Annotated in this window: 23 protein-coding genes; 9 read left to right on the plus strand and 14 right to left on the minus strand. The window is 32.9% G+C overall.

Annotated elements, in window-relative coordinates:
• Positions 1-5: 5 nt before the first annotated feature.
• The 7 genes from ACFWU4_RS12300 to ACFWU4_RS12330 all read right to left on the minus strand — a co-directional run bounded on the left by ACFWU4_RS12300 (position 6) and on the right by ACFWU4_RS12330 (position 7,187).
• Positions 6-1,169 (minus strand): sigma-54-dependent transcriptional regulator, encoded by a 1,164-nt coding sequence (locus tag ACFWU4_RS12300; RefSeq protein ID WP_411128294.1) that lies wholly within the window; start codon positions 1,167-1,169, stop codon positions 6-8.
• A gap of 8 nt (positions 1,170-1,177) precedes the next feature.
• Positions 1,178-2,068 (minus strand): DUF6268 family outer membrane beta-barrel protein, encoded by an 891-nt coding sequence (locus ACFWU4_RS12305; protein WP_411128296.1) that lies wholly within the window; start codon positions 2,066-2,068, stop codon positions 1,178-1,180.
• Positions 2,069-2,075: 7 nt separating this feature from the next.
• The gene (locus tag ACFWU4_RS12310; protein ID WP_411128298.1) at positions 2,076-2,951 is read right to left on the minus strand and encodes a mechanosensitive ion channel family protein; all 876 of its coding nucleotides are present in this window, start codon (positions 2,949-2,951) and stop codon (positions 2,076-2,078) included.
• Positions 2,952-2,955: 4 nt separating this feature from the next.
• A complete protein-coding gene (locus ACFWU4_RS12315; RefSeq protein ID WP_411128300.1) occupies positions 2,956-4,269 on the minus strand; it encodes an ABC transporter permease in 1,314 nt (437 codons plus the stop codon).
• Position 4,270: 1 nt separating this feature from the next.
• Entirely contained in the window at positions 4,271-5,197 is a 927-nt protein-coding gene (locus tag ACFWU4_RS12320) for an ABC transporter ATP-binding protein (RefSeq protein WP_411128302.1), read from the minus strand.
• 246 nt (positions 5,198-5,443) lie between these two features.
• Entirely contained in the window at positions 5,444-6,562 is a 1,119-nt protein-coding gene (dnaJ, locus tag ACFWU4_RS12325) for a molecular chaperone DnaJ (RefSeq protein WP_411128304.1), read from the minus strand.
• A gap of 85 nt (positions 6,563-6,647) precedes the next feature.
• Positions 6,648-7,187: a nucleotide exchange factor GrpE gene (locus tag ACFWU4_RS12330; RefSeq protein WP_411128306.1), complete on the minus strand. Its 540-nt coding sequence runs from the start codon at positions 7,185-7,187 to the stop codon at positions 6,648-6,650.
• Between the two features lie 165 nt (positions 7,188-7,352).
• Between ACFWU4_RS12330 and ACFWU4_RS12335 the strand changes: the two genes are divergently transcribed.
• The gene (locus ACFWU4_RS12335; RefSeq protein ID WP_411128308.1) at positions 7,353-8,006 is read left to right on the plus strand and encodes a YceI family protein; all 654 of its coding nucleotides are present in this window, start codon (positions 7,353-7,355) and stop codon (positions 8,004-8,006) included.
• A gap of 159 nt (positions 8,007-8,165) precedes the next feature.
• Here ACFWU4_RS12335 and ACFWU4_RS12340 read toward each other — a convergent pair whose 3' ends face one another.
• Positions 8,166-8,678 (minus strand): fasciclin domain-containing protein, encoded by a 513-nt coding sequence (locus ACFWU4_RS12340; protein WP_411128310.1) that lies wholly within the window; start codon positions 8,676-8,678, stop codon positions 8,166-8,168.
• Between the two features lie 128 nt (positions 8,679-8,806).
• Here ACFWU4_RS12340 and ACFWU4_RS12345 point away from each other — a divergent pair, with 128 nt between their 5' ends.
• From ACFWU4_RS12345 to ACFWU4_RS12360, 4 genes are read left to right on the plus strand one after another with little or no spacing between them, the layout of a single operon-like run.
• The gene (locus ACFWU4_RS12345) at positions 8,807-9,361 is read left to right on the plus strand and encodes an RNA polymerase sigma factor (RefSeq protein ID WP_411128311.1); all 555 of its coding nucleotides are present in this window, start codon (positions 8,807-8,809) and stop codon (positions 9,359-9,361) included.
• Positions 9,358-10,149: an anti-sigma factor domain-containing protein gene (locus ACFWU4_RS12350; protein ID WP_411128313.1), complete on the plus strand. Its 792-nt coding sequence runs from the start codon at positions 9,358-9,360 to the stop codon at positions 10,147-10,149. The genes ACFWU4_RS12345 and ACFWU4_RS12350 overlap by 4 nt, the downstream gene beginning before the upstream one ends.
• Positions 10,150-10,179: 30 nt before the next feature.
• Positions 10,180-11,718, plus strand: coding sequence for a phospholipase D family protein (locus ACFWU4_RS12355; RefSeq protein ID WP_411128315.1), 1,539 nt, complete (start codon positions 10,180-10,182; stop codon positions 11,716-11,718).
• Between the two features lie 12 nt (positions 11,719-11,730).
• Entirely contained in the window at positions 11,731-11,955 is a 225-nt protein-coding gene (locus ACFWU4_RS12360) for a hypothetical protein (protein ID WP_411128317.1), read from the plus strand.
• Positions 11,956-11,989: 34 nt separating this feature from the next.
• Here ACFWU4_RS12360 and ACFWU4_RS12365 read toward each other — a convergent pair whose 3' ends face one another.
• The 3 genes from ACFWU4_RS12365 to ACFWU4_RS12375 form a co-directional block, all read right to left on the minus strand.
• Positions 11,990-12,895, minus strand: a complete 906-nt coding sequence (locus ACFWU4_RS12365; RefSeq protein ID WP_411128319.1) for a TIGR01777 family oxidoreductase — start codon at positions 12,893-12,895, stop codon at positions 11,990-11,992.
• Between the two features lie 202 nt (positions 12,896-13,097).
• Positions 13,098-13,781, minus strand: a complete 684-nt coding sequence (gene mnmD / locus ACFWU4_RS12370) for a tRNA (5-methylaminomethyl-2-thiouridine)(34)-methyltransferase MnmD (RefSeq protein ID WP_411128321.1) — start codon at positions 13,779-13,781, stop codon at positions 13,098-13,100.
• Positions 13,782-14,288 carry a DUF4920 domain-containing protein gene (locus ACFWU4_RS12375; RefSeq protein ID WP_411128323.1) on the minus strand — a complete coding sequence of 169 codons (507 nt, stop codon included), beginning with the start codon at positions 14,286-14,288 and terminating at the stop codon, positions 13,782-13,784. It lies immediately after the preceding gene.
• 118 nt (positions 14,289-14,406) lie between these two features.
• On the opposite strand from ACFWU4_RS12375, the gene ACFWU4_RS12380 reads away from it, so the two are divergent.
• A complete protein-coding gene (locus ACFWU4_RS12380; protein ID WP_411128325.1) occupies positions 14,407-15,477 on the plus strand; it encodes a branched-chain amino acid aminotransferase in 1,071 nt (356 codons plus the stop codon).
• 24 nt (positions 15,478-15,501) lie between these two features.
• On the opposite strand, the gene ACFWU4_RS12385 is transcribed toward ACFWU4_RS12380, so the two are convergent.
• Entirely contained in the window at positions 15,502-15,888 is a 387-nt protein-coding gene (locus tag ACFWU4_RS12385) for a hypothetical protein (RefSeq protein ID WP_411128327.1), read from the minus strand.
• Between the two features lie 55 nt (positions 15,889-15,943).
• On the opposite strand from ACFWU4_RS12385, the gene ACFWU4_RS12390 reads away from it, so the two are divergent.
• A complete protein-coding gene (locus ACFWU4_RS12390) occupies positions 15,944-16,129 on the plus strand; it encodes a hypothetical protein (protein WP_411128329.1) in 186 nt (61 codons plus the stop codon).
• Between the two features lie 363 nt (positions 16,130-16,492).
• On the opposite strand, the gene ACFWU4_RS12395 is transcribed toward ACFWU4_RS12390, so the two are convergent.
• Positions 16,493-18,511, minus strand: coding sequence for a dipeptidyl-peptidase 3 family protein (locus tag ACFWU4_RS12395; protein ID WP_411128330.1), 2,019 nt, complete (start codon positions 18,509-18,511; stop codon positions 16,493-16,495).
• Between the two features lie 185 nt (positions 18,512-18,696).
• Between ACFWU4_RS12395 and ACFWU4_RS12400 the strand changes: the two genes are divergently transcribed.
• Positions 18,697-19,716, plus strand: a complete 1,020-nt coding sequence (locus ACFWU4_RS12400; RefSeq protein WP_411128332.1) for an SRPBCC family protein — start codon at positions 18,697-18,699, stop codon at positions 19,714-19,716.
• On the plus strand, positions 19,717-20,085 hold the full coding sequence (crcB, locus tag ACFWU4_RS12405) for a fluoride efflux transporter CrcB (RefSeq protein WP_411128334.1): 369 nt from the start codon (positions 19,717-19,719) through the stop codon (positions 20,083-20,085).
• Here crcB and ACFWU4_RS12410 read toward each other — a convergent pair.
• Entirely contained in the window at positions 20,075-20,683 is a 609-nt protein-coding gene (locus tag ACFWU4_RS12410) for a DUF1684 domain-containing protein (protein ID WP_411128336.1), read from the minus strand. The two genes, crcB and ACFWU4_RS12410, sit on opposite strands and share 11 nt — an antisense overlap.
• Between the last annotated feature and the right edge of the window lie 215 nt (positions 20,684-20,898).

Genomic DNA, 20,898 nt, shown 5'->3' on the forward strand with positions numbered 1-20,898 from the left:
ACTAATTATTTTGAAGCAAAAGCCTTAACGTCACTTTCGCTAACTTCTTTTTCACCTAATATAATGAGACGCTCAATAACATTTCTTAGCTCTCTAATATTACCTGTCCAGTCATAGTTTTGAAGCAGTTTTATAGCTTTGGCAGAGAATGATTTTTTTGCGTTGCCTTGCTCTTTGGAAATTTTGTTAGCAAAATATTCTATTAATAAAGGAATATCCTCTCGTCTATCATTTAAAGCTGGTACTTCAATTAAAATAACAGCTAATCTATGGTACAAATCTTCCCTAAAATTACCGTCTTCAATTTCTTTTTTAAGGTTCTTATTTGTTGCTGCCACAACACGTACGTTAACCTTAATGTCCTTGTCACTACCAACACGCTGTATTCTACTTTCTTGCAATGCTCTTAGTACTTTAGCTTGAGCTGACAAACTCATATCACCTATTTCATCTAAAAATATAGTACCACCATTAGCAGCTTCAAACTTACCTGCTCTATCTTTTGCAGCTGATGTAAAAGCACCTTTAACATGTCCGAACAACTCACTTTCTATAAGTTCTGAAGGGATTGCCGCACAGTTTACTTCTATCATTGGACCTTTAGAGCGTTCACTTTTTTGATGTAACCAGTGAGCAACAAGCTCTTTCCCTGTGCCATTTGGACCAGTAACCAAAACACGTGCATCTGTTGGAGCTACTTTATCTATCATATCTTTAATACGCTCAATACCTTCACTCTCCCCGATCATCTCGTAGTTTTTGCTTACCTTTTTCTTAAGCATTTTATTTTCAACTACTAACTCTTTTCTATCTAAAGCTATACGCACAGTATTAAGTAATCTATTTAAATCTGGTGGTTTTGAGATATAATCAAAAGCACCTAAGCGCATTGTATTTACTGCTGTATCTAAGTCACCATGTCCAGAAATCATTACCATAGGTGTTTCTGGCTTTATTTTTTTGGCAGCTTCTAGTACTTCTACACCATCCATTTTAGGCATCTTAATATCACATAATACTAAGTCAAAATCTTCTTTCTTTATTTTTTCAATACCTGCTAAACCGTCTTCCGCTTCTTCAACCTGATAAGCATCATTTTCTTCAGATAAAATTTTCACTAAAACCCTTCTAATGGCAGCTTCGTCCTCTATTATTAATATTTTCGACATATCTATATCTATATTTTAAATTTTAATCCTGTTCTAAAATAAAATGCATTCAGTTCATTTAAACCAAAAATCTCATTTCTATCTCCATTTCTCAATACATTATTTAACCTAAACGTATAACCAATATAAGAATAAGCTACTAAATGTTTAGTAAAGCAATATTCATACCCAAATCCTGCAACCGCTACTGAAAGTGAAATACTTTCAGCAAGTTGGCCATTGATCTCTATGGGTTTTTGAATATTTGCAAAGTACCCATCTAAAGATGTAAATGCTTGTACCATACTACGCTCACTAAAAAAGTACTTTAGATTAGATTTAGGCACACCTAAACTGTAAGACCAATTATTATTAATTCTTCTGTAATAACTTACAAACGGAAGTGGAAAAGGAAGACCTGCCGTTGTATTATAAGTAAGACCTAGTATTAACCTATATGGTTTATCAATATCAGCATCAGTTCTATCTTTAATTGCAAATATTCCTCCATTTAAAAAGAGATCATTAGTAGTTAGAGATGTAGTTAATGTAGATGCGATTCTTGGGTTAATTTTTACTCCAAATCTCCAGTCCTTTTTAGATTTAAATGTGTAGCCAAGACTTAAATCAATGACGTGCAAACGATTTAATTCTTTTACATTAAATGGATACGTATCTTCCAGATTTAAAATAATTCTATTGTATTCTGCTCCAACTATTATATAATCTTTTTCTTTAATTTTTATAGGGAAATTAATAATTGCCCTTAATCTTGTATACTGATCTTCTGATTTACTACTCGGAATAAATGAATATTCTAATCGTGCTAAATCTGTTAATTGAGCCTCTGCACTATTGCCGCATAATACTATTAGAAAAATAGAAAGAATAAAAGAGCGTTTGCAAAAGCCTATAGTCATTTAAAATTTATTTATTTATTATGTGTATATCGCGCTGAGGAAAAGGAATAGTAATGTTATTCTCTCTAAATAATTTATCGATCTCAAATCGAATATCACTCTTAGGAAATGTTGCTTTAAAACTATCATTAAGTGTAAAAACAAGTTTAAAATTCAGTGAACTTTCCCCAAAATCTGCAAAAACTACAGTTGGCTCTGGTATAGAGACAACACTTGGATGGGCACTTGCTGCTTGTAACAGCAACTTTCTAACCAATTCTACATCACTTCCGTATGCCACACCTACAGAAACATTTTCTCTTGTCAGTGTTCCATTTTGGGTCCAATTGAAAAGACTATTTTCTAAATATAAATGATTTGGAATAATTAGTACCTTATTGTCTATTGTAACAGCTCTTGTAGTTCTTAGCTTAATCTCTTCTACACGACCTACCTTACCATCTATTTCAATAATATCTCCAACATGTACAGATTGATCAATTAAAATAAATATACCCGAAATTATGTCTTGAAAAAGTGTTTGTAGTGCTAAACCCACACCTATAAGAAGGGCAGCAGAAGCGGCAAATATTGCAGTCACATCAACACCAACACTGTTTAATGTAATTAACAATATAATTAAATATATAAGCCATCTAAAATAGCCATAAACAACATTAAATTTGCTCTTATCTTCCTCCGGTAAGTTTCTAGTAATTACTCTTAAAAATATTCTTAAAACAATTGTAGTTATAAATATTGCAGAAATTACAATCAAAATATCAAAAATTGAAATACTAATATCCTTACCAAAATCCATGCTTTGTCCTAAGAATGCTTTGGTTTTTACCCAAACTCCACTTTCGGTTATAGTCTCTTCAATTTTATCTAAATTTTGAATCATAAATTTAGTATTTCAACCATTTAAATAATTCTTTATATGTAGGCTTCTTTCCATACATTAAAATACCTACACGGTAAATTTTTGCTGCAAACCAAACCGCAAAAACAAATGTTCCTATTAAAAGTATGAGCGATAATCCTTGTTGCCATAATGGTACACCAAAAGGAATTCGCATTAACATAACTACTGGTGACGTAAATGGTATAAATGAGAATACAGTCGATACCGTACCATGAGGATCTTCAATTACAGTGAATATACCTACATAAACTGCTAAAATCAAAGGCATAAGAATTGGTAGCATAAATTGTTGCGTATCAGTTTCATTATCTACAGCCGCGCCAATTGCTGCATAAAGCGAACTATACAATAAATAACCGCCAATAAAGAAGAAAATAAATGCGACCACTAAATTTAACATCGGCAAATTTCCAATAGCAGTGAAAATGTTTTCAGCCATTGCTTGTGCACCTTCTGCCTTCATGGCTTGGTCCATTAACTCTTGTTGAGGCGCTGAGGCTTGTGTTAAGTCTATTCCAAATATTGCAGATACAACAACCATTAGCACACCACCAAGAATTACCCAAATCGCAAATTGTGTTACACCTGCTAATGATGTACCAATAATTTTGCCCATCATTAATTGAATTGGTTTTACTGATGAGATTATAACTTCTATAATTCTGCTAGTTTTTTCTTCAATTACGCTTCTCATAATCATATTGCCATAGATAATTATGAACATAAATAACAAATAGCCAGCTATACCTCCAAAAGCCAATTTTATAACGTTATCTATTTTAGAACTCTTTTCTCCTTCAAAACTTTCTTGAGCAATATCAATATTCGTTTTCGAAGCTTCAATTTGTGCTAGTGTTACACCATCTTTTTGAAGCTTCATTTCACGCAATCGCTTTTCTATTTTGCGTTCTAAACTAGATATAATAGTTAAAGACGGTGAGTCTTCAGAATAAAATTTCACATTATTAGACACCTCATCTATTGATTCGGCTTTAGATATATGTAATAAGCCATAATCTTCTTTTTCCTTAACAACACCAATGGCATCTTCTAAACTTAATCCATTTAACGAGGTATATGTTGTATTGTCAGTGTTTTTAAAAATAGCTTCGAGATACCCAGTTTCATCGAGTACAGAAATTGTGCGTTGTTTATCATTATTTAGCTGCGACAGATAAGATACAACAGCAATTAAAGCAATCATTATTAGCGGACTTAAAAATGTCATTATAATAAATGATTTATTCTTTACCTTAGTAAGGTACTCCCTTTTTATGATAAGTGGTAGATGATTCATTCTAATTATTTTTTACAGTTTGAATAAAAATATCATTAGCTGTAGGAATAACCTCAACAAAATGATGCACTTCGGCCTTTGATGTTAGAAATGATAGTAAGTCGTTAGAAGACGCACCTTCTTTTATCTTAATATTCAATTTTATGTCATCATTCAAATTTCTAAAAGTTGATGGTAATATTTCAAACTTATCTCTTACCTCATTTAAAAACACTTCTTTATTTATTGCCTGTAGTCCAACTTCAAAAGTATTGGTTTTGTACTGACGTTTTATATCATTTAATTTACCATCTAAAACTTTATTAGATTTATGTAACAACGTAATATGATCGCACATTTCTTCTACTGACTCCATACGATGAGTAGAAAAAATAACAGTAGCCCCTTCATCCCTCAGTTGTAGAATTTCATCTTTTATCAAATTGGCATTAATGGGATCGAACCCTGAAAATGGCTCATCAAAGATGAGTAACTTAGGCTTGTGCAGTACTGTAACAACAAATTGAATCTTTTGTGCCTGCCCTTTACTTAACTCCTGTATTTTTTTATTCCACCAATCTCCAATTTCTAATTTATCAAACCAATATTTTAGTCTACTCTTGGCATCTGCTTTAGACATTCCTTTTAGTTGGGCTAAATACAATGCTTGCTCTCCGACCTTCATTGATTTGTATAGACCACGTTCTTCTGGTAAATAACCAATATCTCTAATATGATTCGGTTTCAATGGTTGCCCATCTAAAAGCACAGACCCTTCGTCTGGCATTGTAATTTGGTTGATAATGCGAATAAGGGTAGTTTTACCTGCTCCATTAGGTCCTAATAACCCAAATATGCTGCCTTTAGGTACAGCAATTGATACTTGGTTTAGCGCTTTAAAGTTTCCAAAGTTTTTAGATACAGAATTAGCAACTAATAAGTCATTCATAAACAACGTGTTTTTTAAAGAAGGTTAGTTCGTAAATATATTAAATGTTGAAGAGTTTTAAGGCATATAACACTTACTAATTGCCTAATTAGATAGATGCTTAAAACTAGAAATGATGTAAAAAACAAAACCCACCCTTATGGTTAGATAAGGATGGGAAAAAATTGCTATGAAAAAGAAAAATTACCGCTAATTAGCATTAGCGATAATTCAAAGATAGTATTTTTTATGAATTATAGACTTTTTTTATGAAAACATATCTTTAACTTTTTCAAAAAATGATTTATCAGAACTTTCTGGTTTTGGCTCAAAATGCTCGTCATCTTTCATACTCTCAAAAAAGTCTTTTTGTTTTTTACTCAACGTTTTAGGAGTCCACACATTAACATGTACCAACAAATCTCCTTTACCATAACCATTAATACTTGGTATACCTTTTCCTCTTAGTCTCAGTATTTTACCAGACTGTACTCCTGTTTCTATTTTAATTCTAACCTTACCAGTTACTGTATCTATTTCTTTAGAGGTGCCCAAAACAGCATCTGGTAAACTTACGTACATATCATAATGTAAGTTATCGCCTTCTCGTTTTAAGGTTTTATGCTCTTCTTCGGAAATAACAACCAGTAAGTCACCTGCAATTCCATTTCCTGGAGCATCATTACCTTTCCCTGTTACTTTTAACTGCATTCCATCTTCAACACCTGCAGGTATTTTTACAGATACTGTTTCTTCTTCAACCTTTAGACCTTGTGCATCTGCATCACTAGGCTTCTTATCTATAATCTGACCTGCTCCGCCACATGTAGGACAAGTTGTTGCCGTTTGCATACGACCTAAAATTGTATTTGTAACACGTGTCACTTGACCTGCACCATTACATGCTGTACACGTTTTATAAGTTGTACCAGACGCTTGCTTCTTACGTTTTACTTTTATCTTTTTCTCTACACCATTTGCTATATCTTCTAAAGTTAAAGTTACGCGAATGCGTAAGTTACTGCCTTTAACGACACGCTGTCTTCCGCCTCCGCCAAAACCACTAAAACCACCTCCGCCTCCACCGAAGCCTCCAAAAATATCTCCAAATTGGCTGAAAATGTCATCCATATTCATACCACCTCCACCGAAGCCACCTCCACCATCAAAGGCTTGGTGACCAAATTGATCATAACGCGCTTTTTTATCGGCATTACTTAATACCTCGTATGCTTCAGCTGCTTTTTTAAACTTCTCTTCAGCTTCAGAATTATCCGGGTTCTTATCTGGATGATACTTTAAAGCCATCTTTCGGTATGCTTTTTTGATTTCAGCTTCAGATGCTCCTTTACTTATACCTAATATGTCGTAATAATCTTCTTTCATCTTTGGTACCCTTAAAATGGGTGTGTTTTATTTATTTCACTTAATCATAACTTCTACAAGCTCTGCCTTGCAAAAAATGACTTTACTATTGTCCAATTACTACCTTAGGAAAACGAATTACTTTGTCACCTAATTTATAACCACGTTCTACCACGTCTATTATTTTTCCCTTTAAATCATCTGTTGGAGCAGGGATTTGAGTAACAGCCTCATGATTATCTGCATTAAAAACGTCCCCTTGAGTTACTTCAATTTTAGACAATCCTTTTTGTTCTAAAGTATTTACCAATTTGTTATAAATCAATAATACACCTTTCCTAAGCTCTTCAGCTTCTTTATCGTCTTCTATATGCATTAATGCCCTTTCAAAATCATCTAAAACTGGTAACATAGAAACCATTACGTCTTGACTGGCTGTCTTAAATAATTCAATACGTTCTTTTGTAGTTCGCTTCTTGTAATTTTCAAATTCAGCAAACAAACGCATAAATTTATCTTTTTCAACAGCAAGTTGATCTTGTAATTGTTCTTCGGGCGACTTTGTCTCAACTTTCTCAGCAGTTACTTGAGCTGTATCTTGTTGTTGTTGATCTTCCGCTTCTTTGTTTTTATTTTTTTTACTCATATTGAGTTTATTTTAAAGTAATTTTTAAATCTTCGATTTAGAGATGGCAAAAGTACTGCCAATATTATAAAAATGTCAAAATGTCATTAACATTTTTTTATCATTTAACTACCTAACTAATGGCTAACTTCGCAAATTGAAAAAAACAATATAAAACACACTAACATGAAAACATCATTTTTTAAAATTTTTACTGTAGTTGCTTTAATTACATTCTCAAGTTGTAACGATAAAGCGAAAGAAGCAGAAACTACAGAAGCAGAAGCAGCAGCAGTTGCTGAAGCTTCAGCTGTAACATTCAAAGCTAATTCAGATAAATCTACTATTATGTGGAAAGGTTTTAAACCAACAGGTTCTCATGCTGGAACTATTTCTTTATCAAATGGAACTGTAAATGTAAACAACGGCATATTAGAGAGTGGTAACTTTACAATCGACATGGCTAGTATTGCCGTAACCGATATTCCTGCAGAAGAAGAGGGTAACGCAAAATTAAAAGGTCATTTAACTAGTGCTGACTTTTTTAATGTTGAAGCTTTTCCAACAGCTAAATTTGAAGTTACTGGGTTAGCAACTGTAGAAGGTAAAACTATGCTTTCTGGTAACTTAACAATGAAGGATAAAACTAACAACATTAGTTTCCCTGTTACATCTTCTATTGATGGAAACACTATGACTCTTAAAAGTGAAACCTTTACTATTGATCGTTCTAAATGGAATGTCGAATATGGTTCTAAATCTTTCTTTGATAATTTAGGAGATAAATTTATTAATGATGATATTGAATTAACAATAAACTTAGTAGCTGATAAAGCATAACGTAAGACACTATTTTGCAAATAAAAAAGCACTTACATAACGTAAGTGCTTTTTTTTCATAGCAATTTTAGTTATAAAATTGCGGTGCTACCAATAACAATTAACTACAATTTTAATTGATAGCGCAATAGTAATGCGATAACTATTATACACTAAAACCTATTTAGGCATTACTACTGTGTCAATTACATGTATCACCCCATTACTTCCTTTTACATCTGTCGCTGTGATCTCACTGTAATTTCCTGCTTGGTCTTTTAACCAAATCTTTCCATCTTTTTGCATTACAGTTAAAATTTGTCCTGCTAATGTTTTTACTTCAACACTTCCTTTGCCTTTCTTTAAAGCGGCTACCACATCACTTGCCATTAATTTTCCAGGCACAACGTGATAGGTTAAAATTTTTGCTAATGTCTCTTTATTTTCTGGCTTTAATAAACTTCCTAATGTTGCTTTATCAATTTTTGCAAAGGCATCGTTTGTTGGTGCAAATACAGTGAAAGGTCCATCACCTTGTAAAGCACTTACTAAATCTGCTGCTTTTAATGCGGTTACTAAAGTCGAAAAGTTTTCATTACTTACTGCTGCATCAACAATAGTTTTCTGTGCTGTAGCTGTCTGCGAAAATGTTAATGCCACTAAAGTTGTAAATACAAATACTAATTTTTTCATGATTTTTTGAAATTTTGGTTAAACTATTTATGCACTTTTTATGTTTTTGAAGTGCTTTCATTTATATTTACACAAGCATCTTTGCTCTGGATGAGCATCACTTTACTTTTAGGAAATCTTTAACATTAATGCACAACGATAGTACCCTTATACAACAATTAAAGAATAAAGATGAGCAGGCACTTGCATTACTTTATGATAAATATGCTGGTGCGATATTTAGTGTCATTATAAAAATGATTAGGGATGAAGGTAAAGCACAAAACTTATTGCAAGATACCTTTATGACTGTTTGGGAAAAGTCTGAACAATATGATGAAAATAAAGGGCGTTTTTATACATGGGTTTATCGTATTGCCAAAAATAAAACGTTAAATGTACTCCGAAAAACAGATATGCTCATCCAAACCGATGATTTTAGTGTATATAATAATAAAGAAGAAGTTATTAGGATAGATCCTGAGTATTTAGAACTCAACGGAGCATTGACCACTTTAGAGAAACACCATAAAAAGGCAATAGAGTTAGTTTACTTTAAGGGTCTTACCCACAGGGAAGCTCATACAGAAATGAATGTCCCATTAGGCACATTTAAATCATATATAAGACAAGCACTAAAATTGCTTAAAGAAACTTATGCTAAGTCCTTAAGTCTAATCTTACTAATACTAAATGCGCTATGATGATAGATAAGAAGTCGCTGTTAGAAAACGGATTATTGGAGCAATACCTGCTCGGAGAACTCAACGCAAACCAATGCGAACAGATTGAGCAATTACTTTTATCAAATCCTGAGCTAAAAATATATTTTGAAGAACTAGAGGAAAATTTCGAAACTATTGGATTAGAAAATGCAATTACTCCACCTCCTTTTATTAAGACGAACCTATTACAAAATATAAAAACTTCAGAATTTACTCAGCAAAAAGTAGTAACATTAGAAAAAAGAGATAACACTAAATTTTATGCTGGTATCGCTGCGAGTATTGCTGGTTTATTAATGATTGGTACTTTTTGGATGTATGCGCAACTCAATGAGGTAAAAGAACAATTGCAAATTGTTGAAATAAATAATACCGAACTTAACTCAACCATAGAAGTTTTAAATGTTCAGCTTAAAGAAAATAGTGCGTCTTTTAATGCCATAGTAAATCCTGACACTGAACAATATATACTAAATGGTAATTCTTCATTACCAGAAACCAAAGTTGTGAGTTATGTAAATCACCAAACGAAATCTGTTGTTATCAACACAGAACGCTTACCTCAATTAGATGCCAACCACGATTACCAAATGTGGGCAGATGTAGAAGGTGAGATGATTAATATGGGTGTAATTGCCAAAGACAAAACAATTATGACTATGGCGTATATTGACCATGCTGAATCGTTAAATATTACCATAGAACCAGCTGGCGGAAACGACCATCCTACTGTAGAGCGCTTGGTGACCAATGTCTATTTGAGATAGTCTATATTTACATAACTCTTATTAAACTCAATGAACACCATATTAAAATCTTATTTTTATTATATGATTCTATTATTTGCATTAGCATCTTGTAATAACGAGAACCAGAAAACCCCTGAAACTGATTTCTGTGCTCAAATAAAAAGAGACGATAGTATGTCCTTAACTAAAGAACTCGCAGATGTAGCTGAAGATATGAAATCTAAAACGGGAGTTTATGTTTTAGAAGACGGAAGTGGGTCCATGGTCGCTAGAGCTTGGTTAACCGAATATGCAGAAAAAACTATTGATATTCAATATTTTATTTTTTCTACAGATAATGTCGGACTCATTGCCTGCGATTACTTAGTTAGAGCAGCAGACCGTGGTGTTAAAGTACGGATTCTTGTAGATGACATTATGGTAGATGCAGAAGTACAAGATATTCTCACTTTTGCATCGCACGAAAATATTACAGTAAAAATCTATAATCCTGGTTTAAATTTAGGGAAAAACATTTTTAATAAAATACAGAAACTCGCCACAGACTTTAGGTCAGCCAATCAACGTATGCACAACAAAACTTTTATTGTTGATGGTAAAGTGGTTATAACAGGCGGAAGAAATATTGCAGATGAGTATTTTGATTACGATCATGAATACAACTTTAGAGATAGAGATATTCTTTTAATAGGTGAAACATCAAAAACGGTAAGTCAATCATTTAATCAATTCTGGAATCACGACTTAAGCATTGAAGTTAATAAAGTAGTTGACGAAACGGCTGAACATGCAAATGAAGAAAATAAGTTTAAAAAACTGCATGAATACGCTTGTAATCCTAAAAACTTTTGGCCTCAAGTAAGAAAACGAATTTCGGATCTACCAAAAACATTCGAAGATATAAAAGCTTCTGGTAAACTAGTTTGGTTAGATAATGTTGATTTTGTGTCCGACGATCCCGGAAAAAATGATGGTAAAGAAGGTTTAGCAGGTGGAGGTATATCCACAGAGAACCTAGTTGAGTTAGTAAATAATGCCAAATCGACAATCGAAATCCAAACTCCATACTTAATAACAACCGAAACCTCACAAAAATTATTTAAAGCTGCTATAGATCGCGGTGTTAAAATTAGAATCCTCACCAATAGTTTAGCATCAACTGACAATGTGGAAGCGTTTAGCAGCTATCAAAAAGATAGAGAGGATTTATTAAATACAGGAGTTCGTATTTTTGAATTTAGACCAGATGCCGCAGAGCAAACCAAAATTATGACTGGTGAGCTTAAAGAAAAATTAGACTATACACCAACATTTGGGCTGCATGCAAAATCCATGGTTATAGATAATAAAACCACAGTAATTGGTACCTTTAACTTAGATCCTAGAAGTGCTAATCTCAATACAGAATGCATAGTTATTGTAAATTCTGAGCAAGTTTCTAAAGGTGTTTTAGAAGGCATGGAAGAAGAATTTAAACCTGAAAATTCTTGGGAAACCACCTTAGACTTTAATCCAGATTCTGAAGTAGATAATTTCAAACGTTTAAAAACATGGACGCGTAAGATTTTGCCTAAATCTATTTTATAAAAAAAGAGTTGTATGAAATTAAACTTATTATCCTGTGATGCGCAGCGACCAGATAAAAGGGCAATAGCTAAATGTATTACAGAGATTTCGTCTTATGGGAATACATCATTATCTCAAGAACTTACAGACATACTTTTAGAAGGTGATGCTGTAGAAATTGAAGTGAACAATAAAAACTCAGGTTCTGCATTACGAGCATTGCGAAAACTTGATATAGATTACGAAATTTTAGATTGATAAAAAATTGTGATTATTAAGACGTAAACTGTCTTTAAAGTAATAAATCTTCTAACGCAGGTCTTAGATTAACGTACTTAAAATCAAAGCCGGCATTTTCTATTTTTTCTGAGCTCACACGTTGGCTTTCAAATAATAAGATATGCATTTCTCCGAGAACTAATTTCATAGCAAATTTCGGAATATTTGGTAAAATCAATGGCCGTTCTAAAACAGTAGCAGTGACCTTAGTAAGTTCTTTATTACTTGCAGCGTTTGGCGCAACTCCGTTATAAATTCCTTCAAAATTGTTTTGTAATGCATATACAAACAAAGATGCTAAATCTTCCACATGGATCCAACTTTGCCACTGTTTACCATTTCCAAAAGCCGCACCAGCCCCAAATCTTATTGGCTTTACAATTTCTGGTAGTGCTCCTCCATTCTTTGCCAATACTAAACCAATTCTAATTTTAGCAACTATAGAGCCTAGAGGTTTAAAACCATCTACAGCGGCTTCCCACTGCTCTACAACTTCACCTAAAAAAGAGCTAGACGCATCAGAAAATGATTCTTCGTAATAATTAGTTTCACTTGTAGGATATATGCCTATTGCGCTTGCAGAGATGACCTGCTTAATTTTATAATTATGCTCCTTAATTGTGTTTTGTAAAAGTTCAGCAGTTTTAGTACGGCTTTCAAGAATTTCCTTTTTATAATCGTCTGTCCAACGTTTAGATATTGAAGCACCAACCATATTTATAATAGCAGAAACACCTTCGAAACATTGATGGTCAATCTTATTGTCTTTAGGGTTCCAGTAAAAACCTTTATAATTATCCTCTTTATTTAACTTAGATTTTGAAGTTGTGAGATAATGCACGTTAATACCATTATCATGACACTTTTTTACAATCTCCTGCCCTATGAGTCCTGTTGCTCCTGTTATTAAAACGGTCATCTTTCTTCTTTTTGTAAAGATACGAAAGGGTAAAACCCTTAGAGTAGACTTTAATTTGGATTTAACGTTTAATACCTCATTGTAAAAGGGAGATATTGCCACTTCAATTTGAAGAAAAAGTTAAAATTTATCCTTGTAATAACAATACTATTATACTTTTTTTTAAGCCTTAAGCTATCAGCTCGTTTTACCAAATTTATTGTTACTGCACTTTACGTGCTCGTAACATTTCGCGTTTTCCAGGTGGTCCTGATAATCGCTCAACAGTAAAACCAACAGCTTGCATTGCGCGCCTAACGCTTCCTTTAGCGGAGTATGTTACTAACACACCATTATATCTCAAAGCTTTATACATAATTAAAAAGATGTTTTCTGTCCATAAATTTGGCTGAACACGAGCGCCGAAAGCATCGAAGTAAATTATGTCAAATTCATTTTCTAAGTTGATATCTTTAAAAAACTTTTGTTGCTTTTCTAGCAGAAAACTTGGAGTAATTTGGTGTTGAAATTCCCAAGAACAATGATGTAATTTGTTAAATTCTGTTCTGTGCTTTTCAGAAATTTGTTCAACATAATTGAGTTCTTGTATTTCTTCTTTAGATACAGGATAAGCTTCAACACCAACATAATTTATTGGTTGATTCAGGTCTTCTCCGTTAATTAAAGTAAGAAAAGCATTTAAGCCTGTTCCAAAACCAATTTCTAAAATTGAAATCGCTTCATGTTTTACGGTATTAACTGACTCTACAAAAAAAAGCAAACCATGTTTTAAATACACATGATTTGCTTCTTGTATTGCACCATGAATGGAATGATATTGCTCATCCCAATCTTCTATTTGTATGGTTTTAGAACCATCAGCTGTCGTAATTATTTTTCGTTGCAATTATTCTGTTTTAAGTAATACACCGTCAGCTTCAAAACGATATTCTAGCTTAGGTTCTGTAATTGCATCTATTTCTTCTTTTGATTTACCTGCATCTTCGGCATAGTGTCTTAATTCATCGACTGGAGTTTCTGTTATAAAAGCCTTTCCATTAACAACAACATCACCTTCAGCATCTAAAGGCATAAAGAAACCATAATCTTTAAATTTTACCATTACTTGGTTTTCACCATCCATATCTAGCTTCATCCAACATCCTTTACTAGAACATACCTCTGCAATTTTACCTTTCATTTTAGAAGGAACAGTATCACCTACCTTCATATTCTTATAGTGGACCATCATGCGCTCCGATGTTAGCGCATCTGCATCATTTATTTGCATACCTACCGACGTATAAGCAATTTCTTCTTTTACATCCTCTATTTTCGTTTCTGTAGTTTTTGTTTCGTTCTTACATGAAACGATAACTAAACTAATTGCTATAAATAAGATTGTTTTTTTCATTATTGATAGATTTTATATTCATAAATTATTGAATTACAAATTTACAAAATTTAAGACAATATAGCCTTTTATTAACCGCCATGATTGTGTATTTTTGCAAAATAAATCAAACGGGATTATGGCTATTAACTATACAGAGGACATCCTCATTGAAAGATCAGAGACTTCAAATATTGCGAATATCGATTTTAATAATTTAGATTTTGGTCGTGTATTTTCAGATCATATGTTTGTTTGTGATTTTAAAGATGGAAGATGGCAAACTCCAAAAATCCTCCCATATCAGCCTGTAACACTAGAGCCTTCTGCGAAGATTTTTCATTACGGACAGTCTATTTTTGAAGGTATGAAAGCTTATAAAGATACAGCAGATAACGTATTTTTATTTAGACCTACAGATAATGTAAAACGGATGAATATTTCTGCAAAGCGTTTAGCAATGCCTGAAATACCAGAAAATTATTTTATAGATGGCCTTAAGGCTTTATTAAATATTGAGAAAGATTGGATTCCGACATCTAAAGGAAGTGCCCTTTACATAAGACCATTTATGTTTGCAACAGGTAAAGGTTTTCATGCCTCACCTGCAGACTCGTATAGATTTATTATTGCTTGTGCACCGTCTGGACCTTACTTTTCTGGAAAAGTTAACGTACTCATAGAAGAGCAATATTCGCGTTCTGCTAATGGAGGTGTAGGTTTTGCGAAGGCTGGTGGTAATTATGCTGGTCAATTCTACCCAACACAGTTAGCCAAAGAAAAAGGCTATCAGCAAGTTATTTGGACTGATGATAATACACACGAATATATAGAAGAAGCTGGTGCTATGAATATTTTCGTTAGAATTAACGATACGTTACTTACAGTTCCGACTAGTGATCGTATTTTAGATGGAATAACACGTAAAAGTATTCTGTCTATAGCCAAAGCGGAAGGCATCAAAACCGAAGTGCGCAAAATAAAGGTTACAGAACTTATTGAAGCTTCTGAAAATGGAAGCCTTAAAGAACTTTTTGGTGCAGGTACGGCAGCAGTTATTTCACCTATTTCTGGCTTTGGTTTTAAAGATAAAGACTATCAATTACCAGTGATAGAAAATACATATGGTGATTTGTTGAAAAAGCGTATTACTGATATACAGACAAATCAAATAGAAGATGCTTTTGGTTGGCGTGTAAAGGTGCAGTAATGTATTTGATATTTTGTACTTTTCCTATTTATCTAAAATCTCTTTTATATTAGGTTTAAAGTAATTAGGTCCCTTTAAAACTTTACCATCCTCCCTGTAAATTGGCTCTCCATCTTCACCTAGTTTACTCATATTACTGCGTTGAATCTCTTCAAATACTTCTTCTATTTTATGCTGCATGCCATGCTCGATAATTGTACCACATAATATATATAGCATATCTCCCAAAGCATCTGCTACCTCAACCAAGTCATTATCATTTGCAGCTTCGAGGTACTCTTCATTTTCCTCTCGCATAAGTTTATATCGTAGCATATTTTTATCTGTTCCTAAGTCTGCCTTTGGCGTTTCTCTGTGACCTATTTTAAAAGCGGTATGAAATGCTTTTACTGCATTAATTTTGTCTTGCATAACAGTTGTTAGTTTTTTAGTAGCTTAATTCTTATTTTCGCATAAAAATAAGAAGATGTTCACTACTGGTCAATTGATTTTTGGATTATTATTTTTTATAGCTTTCGTTATTGCTATTGCATATCAATACCGTAAAGATCTTAAAATTCACAAAGCATATTATAAAGGCACTATTTGGATCTTAATTGCTTTTATTGGCTTTATTGGTATGATTGCCGCTGTGAAGTTTGTTTTTATGTAGATATAATCTTACTAATTGAAATAGATTAAACTAGGACTTTTCTAACTTAAGTTGTTATATTATAAAAAGCGCTTATGGACTTAGTTTATATTATAGCAGGATTATTGCTAATTAATTTTGTATTACTACTTTTTAGCTCAAACCAGACAGAATAATTTTAAAATTTACTTCTTTATAAGAATTCATATTTCAATATAATTGAATGTCAAATTTAGGATACATTCTACAAATTGAGATATATTAAAATTATGTTATCCCATTAATAAGATGTAATTAAAAATTTGCTCTTGCTTTATTACAGAACAAATAAAAAGCAGTCCTATACTATAGAACTGCTTTTAAATATTTCAAAAATAGGTTTTTCTAATTGACCTTTGGTAAATGACTATAAGTCTTGCTATATTCTAACATCTGCTCTGAGTAGCCAACTGGTTGTGTTACTTTAATCGCTATAATTTCACCAGCATCATTCATTTCTGGTACTAAAACAGGATTTACAAAACCGCTGTAAGGTGCAGATGTAAACTGCTTGTTACGCTCCAAAACTTCAGCATGTAGAGTCTGATCTACTTTTACTCCGTAGCCTTCAACCAAAGCTTCTACAGCCGCAAAATCACCTTCTGACTTAATACGCTGCGTTTCTCTCAATAATTGCCCAAACAACATGTGCAACTTTTCGTAATCATTGATATTAAAATAAGTTTTACCATCTCTAGTTACTTTTTCAATTACATTATCCGCTTTTCCTTTTTCGAAAGCCCAAGCCGAAACCCATTGTCTATTTCTCATATGTGCTTCTTCAACATCATTACCTAACTCAAGTCTAATTAATTGAGACATCAGTCCATTTCTAATGTAACCATCAAAAGCTGCTTTACCAACTTTCTCCCAATCTTCTACTAAACCTAATTCTTGTAATTTAGAATCATATAAATAATATAAGCCAACTAAATCTGCTCTTCCTTCCTCTAAAGTAGACGCATAATTTTTAAGTGTTTCCTTTGTTTCTCCTACACCTGGATTTAATTGTCCGGATGCATGACCTATGACTTCATGTAAAGCCGTATGTAATTTATCTGCAAGTCCACCAAATTCTTCTTCGAGCTGCAACTCTTCCTCATCGTGAACAAATTCTTTTAAACGCCCCGAACTACCAGCATTAGCATAAGCGTTAATAATATTTCCTAAAGAAACGGATTTACTACCTACTTCTTTTCTAATCCAATTTGCATTTGGCAAATTCACACCAATTGGTGTGCTTGGTGATGCGTCTCCAGCCTCTCCAGCAACGGTAACAACTTTATAGGTAACACCAACAACGCTATCTTTTTTATGTTCCTCCATTAATGGCGAATTGTCTTCAAACCACTGAGCGTTTTCCGATAATACGGCCATTTTTTTAGACATATCAAAATCGTTTATTTGAACAATTGTCTCATAAGAACCCCTATAACCTAAAGGATCATTATATACTTCAATAAAACTATTAATATAATCTACATTCCCGTCTGTTGCTGCTGTCCATGCAACATTATAATCATCCCAAGTTTGTAAATCCCCTGTTTTATAATACTTAATTAACAGACCGATTGCATCTCCTTGTGCTTGGTTTTCAGCAACACCCTGTGCCTTTTCTAACCATTGAACAATTTTGTCTATTGCAGAGCCATATAGCCCACCTGATTTATATATACGCTCTTTTAACACACCATCTTCCTTAACTAATTGTGAGTTTAGTCCATAGGAAAGTGGTCTTTCAGAATTTGGTGATGTCTTCTTTTTATAAAAATTGATAACATCGTCACTTGTTACATCTGGTCCATAAAAATTAACTGCTGATAGCAATACATTATCCACATCTTTCGCCTGATTTACTTTTTTTAAATCTTCATCACTAAATATTGCAGTTAGTGCTGCTCCATCTAATTTGGTGCTTGTGGCTAAAAGTAATTCGTTTAAATAATCTTTAGAAAACTCCGGTTTCAACTTGTCGTTAGAATAATGATGGTGAATACCATTACTAAACCAGACCCGCTTTAAATACGTTTCAAAATTTTTCCAATTATTAGAAGATTTATCACCGTCGTATTTTGTGTAGATATCTTCTAGTGCAGCTCTAATTTTAAGATTATGCCTATAGTTTTGATCCCACATAATATCGCGTCCTGCCAAACCAGCCTCAGTAAGATAATACACTAGTTTTTGTTCCTTTAATGTAAGGTTTTCCCAACCAGGAATTTGATAACGTAGAATTTTAATGTCAGCGAATTGCTCTACATTAAAACTGAATTCTACATTAGCTTCTTCTTCTTTTACTTCCTCCTGACATGCGATTACCAGTAAGGCAAACATAAAAATTGTAAATATTGATTTTAACTTCATAGTGTTAGTCATTTTTAGTTGTAGCCAAATGTAATACATATATCACATATCATAAAATTGCTATCTTTGGAAGAGAACTAAGTTAATTCAACAAAATGAAACGAGTATGCTCAAAATATTATAGCCTACCGTTCTAATTAATAGCGAACAGCATATAACGTCTAAAAAACAATTAATATAAACACATGAAAGCTTTAAAATACGTATTATTACTACTCCTTATAGTAATTATAGGTTTTTCAATCTATATAGCGGTTCAACCAAATTCCTTTGAGGTTACAAGAACTAAAACTATAAATGCACCACAATCTGTGGTTTATAATAATGTCATTGATTTTAAAAACTGGGAAGCATGGAATTCTTGGAAAGATGAAAAACCAGAAACCATTATAACTTTACCAGAGAAAACCTTAGGTATTGGAGGTTTTTACACTTGGGAAGATGAAGATGGAGTTGGCACTATGAAAACAATTGATACTAGAGAAAATTCATCAATTTCTCAAGAAATGCAGTTTGGTGATTTTCCGCCATCAGATGTGACTTGGGATTTAAAAGCAAATACCGATGGTTCTACTGAAGTAACTTGGAATATTAAAGGTGAGAATCTGCCATTTATTTTTAAAGCATTTTCTGTGGTAATGGGCGGTATGGAAAAACAAATTGGACCTCATTTTGAGCGAGGACTTACTATGCTAGATAGTGTATTGCAAGAGGAAATGAAACTCTATAGTATTAATGTAGACGGCATTACTCAACATAGTGGAGGGTACTACTTATATAAAACAGCATCTTGTAAACTTAGTGAATTTGAAAAAAACATGAAACAAATGCTACCAGAGGTTGGCGCTTATGCAATATCTCATAATGTAACAATGGCAGGACCACCTTTTATTCTTTACCTTAAATGGGATGAAGAAAACGATGCAGCTATTTTCTCGACCTGCGTACCAACCAATTCTAAGATCATTTCTGACCAATCAGATATCCTAACTGGCAAGCTTGAGTCCTTTAGAGCTGTAAAAACAGTTTTAAAAGGAGATTATATAAATCTTAAAGAAGCCTGGGAAGCAAGTATGAAATATATTGCTGACAATAATCTCGAAATCATTGAAAATGGTTCAATGTTAGAAACATACTTAACAGATCCTGTAAGTCACCCTAATCCTGCTAATTGGGTAACTGAAATTTATGTAGCGATAAAATAAATGAAACAACTAATTTTAGTTTTTGTCGGTGGAGGTTTTGGTAGTGTATTACGCTTTATAATTGGAAAATGGCTTAATAATTCTGACAGCGGAATTCCTTTTGGTACTTTCGCCACAAATATAATAGGCAGTCTACTTATTGGTGTAATATTAGGTTTAGCAGCGAAAAACGAAACCTTATCTCAAAGTCAAACTTTACTTTTAGCAACTGGATTTTGTGGGGGTTTTACAACATTCTCTACTTTTGCATATGAGAACCATGTGTTTTTAAAATCGGGAGACTTCTCAAGTTTTGCCTTGTACACAATAGCAAGTTTCGTTGTTGGTTTTTTAGCTGTCTTTTTTGGAATATATCTCGTTAAAGGTTAGGCTTTTTAAAGACTTTAACACCAGCCTCTATGGCTATATCTAAATGATTAACTCTAGGTACAATAGGACAAGAATACTTTTCATTATAAGCACAATAGGGATTATAAGCTTTATTAAAATCTATTGTGATTGTATCTGCTAAAGGAATCCTTAAATCTATATAGCGTCCTCCTCCATAACTATCATAACCATTTGTATTATCTAAAAAAGGAAGAAAAAGATAATCTTTATAACCTTCCTTATCCATCATATCCTCACCTTGATAAACATTGAGCTGAAATTGTTCACCTTTTAATTTAAAATTTAAAACACCATATACGCGCTCTTTAGAAACTTCAGCAGTTGTAGTTTTCATTAAAAACCATTCGCTATCTGGTGTTCGTTTTAGTTCTGATTTTACCACGAAAGAAGAATCGAAAGCAAAAAAATCCAAGCTTTTGAAGGTTTTTAAATCTCTCTTTTTTAACGGTGATTTTGAAGCATCTTTAAAATTAGAATTTTGTTGCCTTTGCCATTCTGTGCCTTCATTGAGCAGCTCTTTGCCTTGTTCGCAACTCCATGTAGCAGCAATCAAAAAAAATAACAATACTCTTATCATCTTGGTAAATTTTAATGTAAAAATACAACTTATCATATTTTATTGTAGTTTTGACACTCAATAAGTTCGCATTTATGTTACAAGTCATTAGATATACAAAGCAAACCTGTTTAGTTTCTTCGGAAATTGTTCGGACGCATTATCTATTGTAGCTATAAACATATACTATTAAACAATATTTAAAAGTCCGACGTCAACGTCGGACTTTTTATATT

Source organism: Winogradskyella sp. PE311, assembly GCF_046545555.1.
In the GTDB taxonomy this organism is placed as follows: domain Bacteria; phylum Bacteroidota; class Bacteroidia; order Flavobacteriales; family Flavobacteriaceae; genus Winogradskyella.

Coding starts and splice junctions, on each gene's coding strand:
- ACFWU4_RS12350 (WP_411128313.1), top strand. CDS start 9,358: ATGATGATAGATAAGAAGTCGCTGTTAGAAAACGGATTATTGGAGCAA.
- ACFWU4_RS12330 (WP_411128306.1), bottom strand. CDS start 7,187: ATGAGTAAAAAAAATAAAAACAAAGAAGCGGAAGATCAACAACAACAA.
- ACFWU4_RS12310 (WP_411128298.1), bottom strand. CDS start 2,951: ATGATTCAAAATTTAGATAAAATTGAAGAGACTATAACCGAAAGTGGA.
- ACFWU4_RS12355 (WP_411128315.1), top strand. CDS start 10,180: ATGAACACCATATTAAAATCTTATTTTTATTATATGATTCTATTATTT.
- ACFWU4_RS12385 (WP_411128327.1), bottom strand. CDS start 15,888: ATGCAAGACAAAATTAATGCAGTAAAAGCATTTCATACCGCTTTTAAA.
- ACFWU4_RS12390 (WP_411128329.1), top strand. CDS start 15,944: ATGTTCACTACTGGTCAATTGATTTTTGGATTATTATTTTTTATAGCT.
- ACFWU4_RS12410 (WP_411128336.1), bottom strand. CDS start 20,683: ATGATAAGAGTATTGTTATTTTTTTTGATTGCTGCTACATGGAGTTGC.
- ACFWU4_RS12320 (WP_411128302.1), bottom strand. CDS start 5,197: ATGAATGACTTATTAGTTGCTAATTCTGTATCTAAAAACTTTGGAAAC.
- ACFWU4_RS12395 (WP_411128330.1), bottom strand. CDS start 18,511: ATGAAGTTAAAATCAATATTTACAATTTTTATGTTTGCCTTACTGGTA.
- ACFWU4_RS12315 (WP_411128300.1), bottom strand. CDS start 4,269: ATGAATCATCTACCACTTATCATAAAAAGGGAGTACCTTACTAAGGTA.
- ACFWU4_RS12365 (WP_411128319.1), bottom strand. CDS start 12,895: ATGACCGTTTTAATAACAGGAGCAACAGGACTCATAGGGCAGGAGATT.
- ACFWU4_RS12360 (WP_411128317.1), top strand. CDS start 11,731: ATGAAATTAAACTTATTATCCTGTGATGCGCAGCGACCAGATAAAAGG.
- ACFWU4_RS12340 (WP_411128310.1), bottom strand. CDS start 8,678: ATGAAAAAATTAGTATTTGTATTTACAACTTTAGTGGCATTAACATTT.
- dnaJ (WP_411128304.1), bottom strand. CDS start 6,562: ATGAAAGAAGATTATTACGACATATTAGGTATAAGTAAAGGAGCATCT.
- ACFWU4_RS12345 (WP_411128311.1), top strand. CDS start 8,807: ATGCACAACGATAGTACCCTTATACAACAATTAAAGAATAAAGATGAG.
- crcB (WP_411128334.1), top strand. CDS start 19,717: ATGAAACAACTAATTTTAGTTTTTGTCGGTGGAGGTTTTGGTAGTGTA.
- ACFWU4_RS12380 (WP_411128325.1), top strand. CDS start 14,407: ATGGCTATTAACTATACAGAGGACATCCTCATTGAAAGATCAGAGACT.
- ACFWU4_RS12335 (WP_411128308.1), top strand. CDS start 7,353: ATGAAAACATCATTTTTTAAAATTTTTACTGTAGTTGCTTTAATTACA.
- ACFWU4_RS12305 (WP_411128296.1), bottom strand. CDS start 2,068: ATGACTATAGGCTTTTGCAAACGCTCTTTTATTCTTTCTATTTTTCTA.
- ACFWU4_RS12375 (WP_411128323.1), bottom strand. CDS start 14,288: ATGAAAAAAACAATCTTATTTATAGCAATTAGTTTAGTTATCGTTTCA.
- ACFWU4_RS12300 (WP_411128294.1), bottom strand. CDS start 1,169: ATGTCGAAAATATTAATAATAGAGGACGAAGCTGCCATTAGAAGGGTT.
- ACFWU4_RS12400 (WP_411128332.1), top strand. CDS start 18,697: ATGAAAGCTTTAAAATACGTATTATTACTACTCCTTATAGTAATTATA.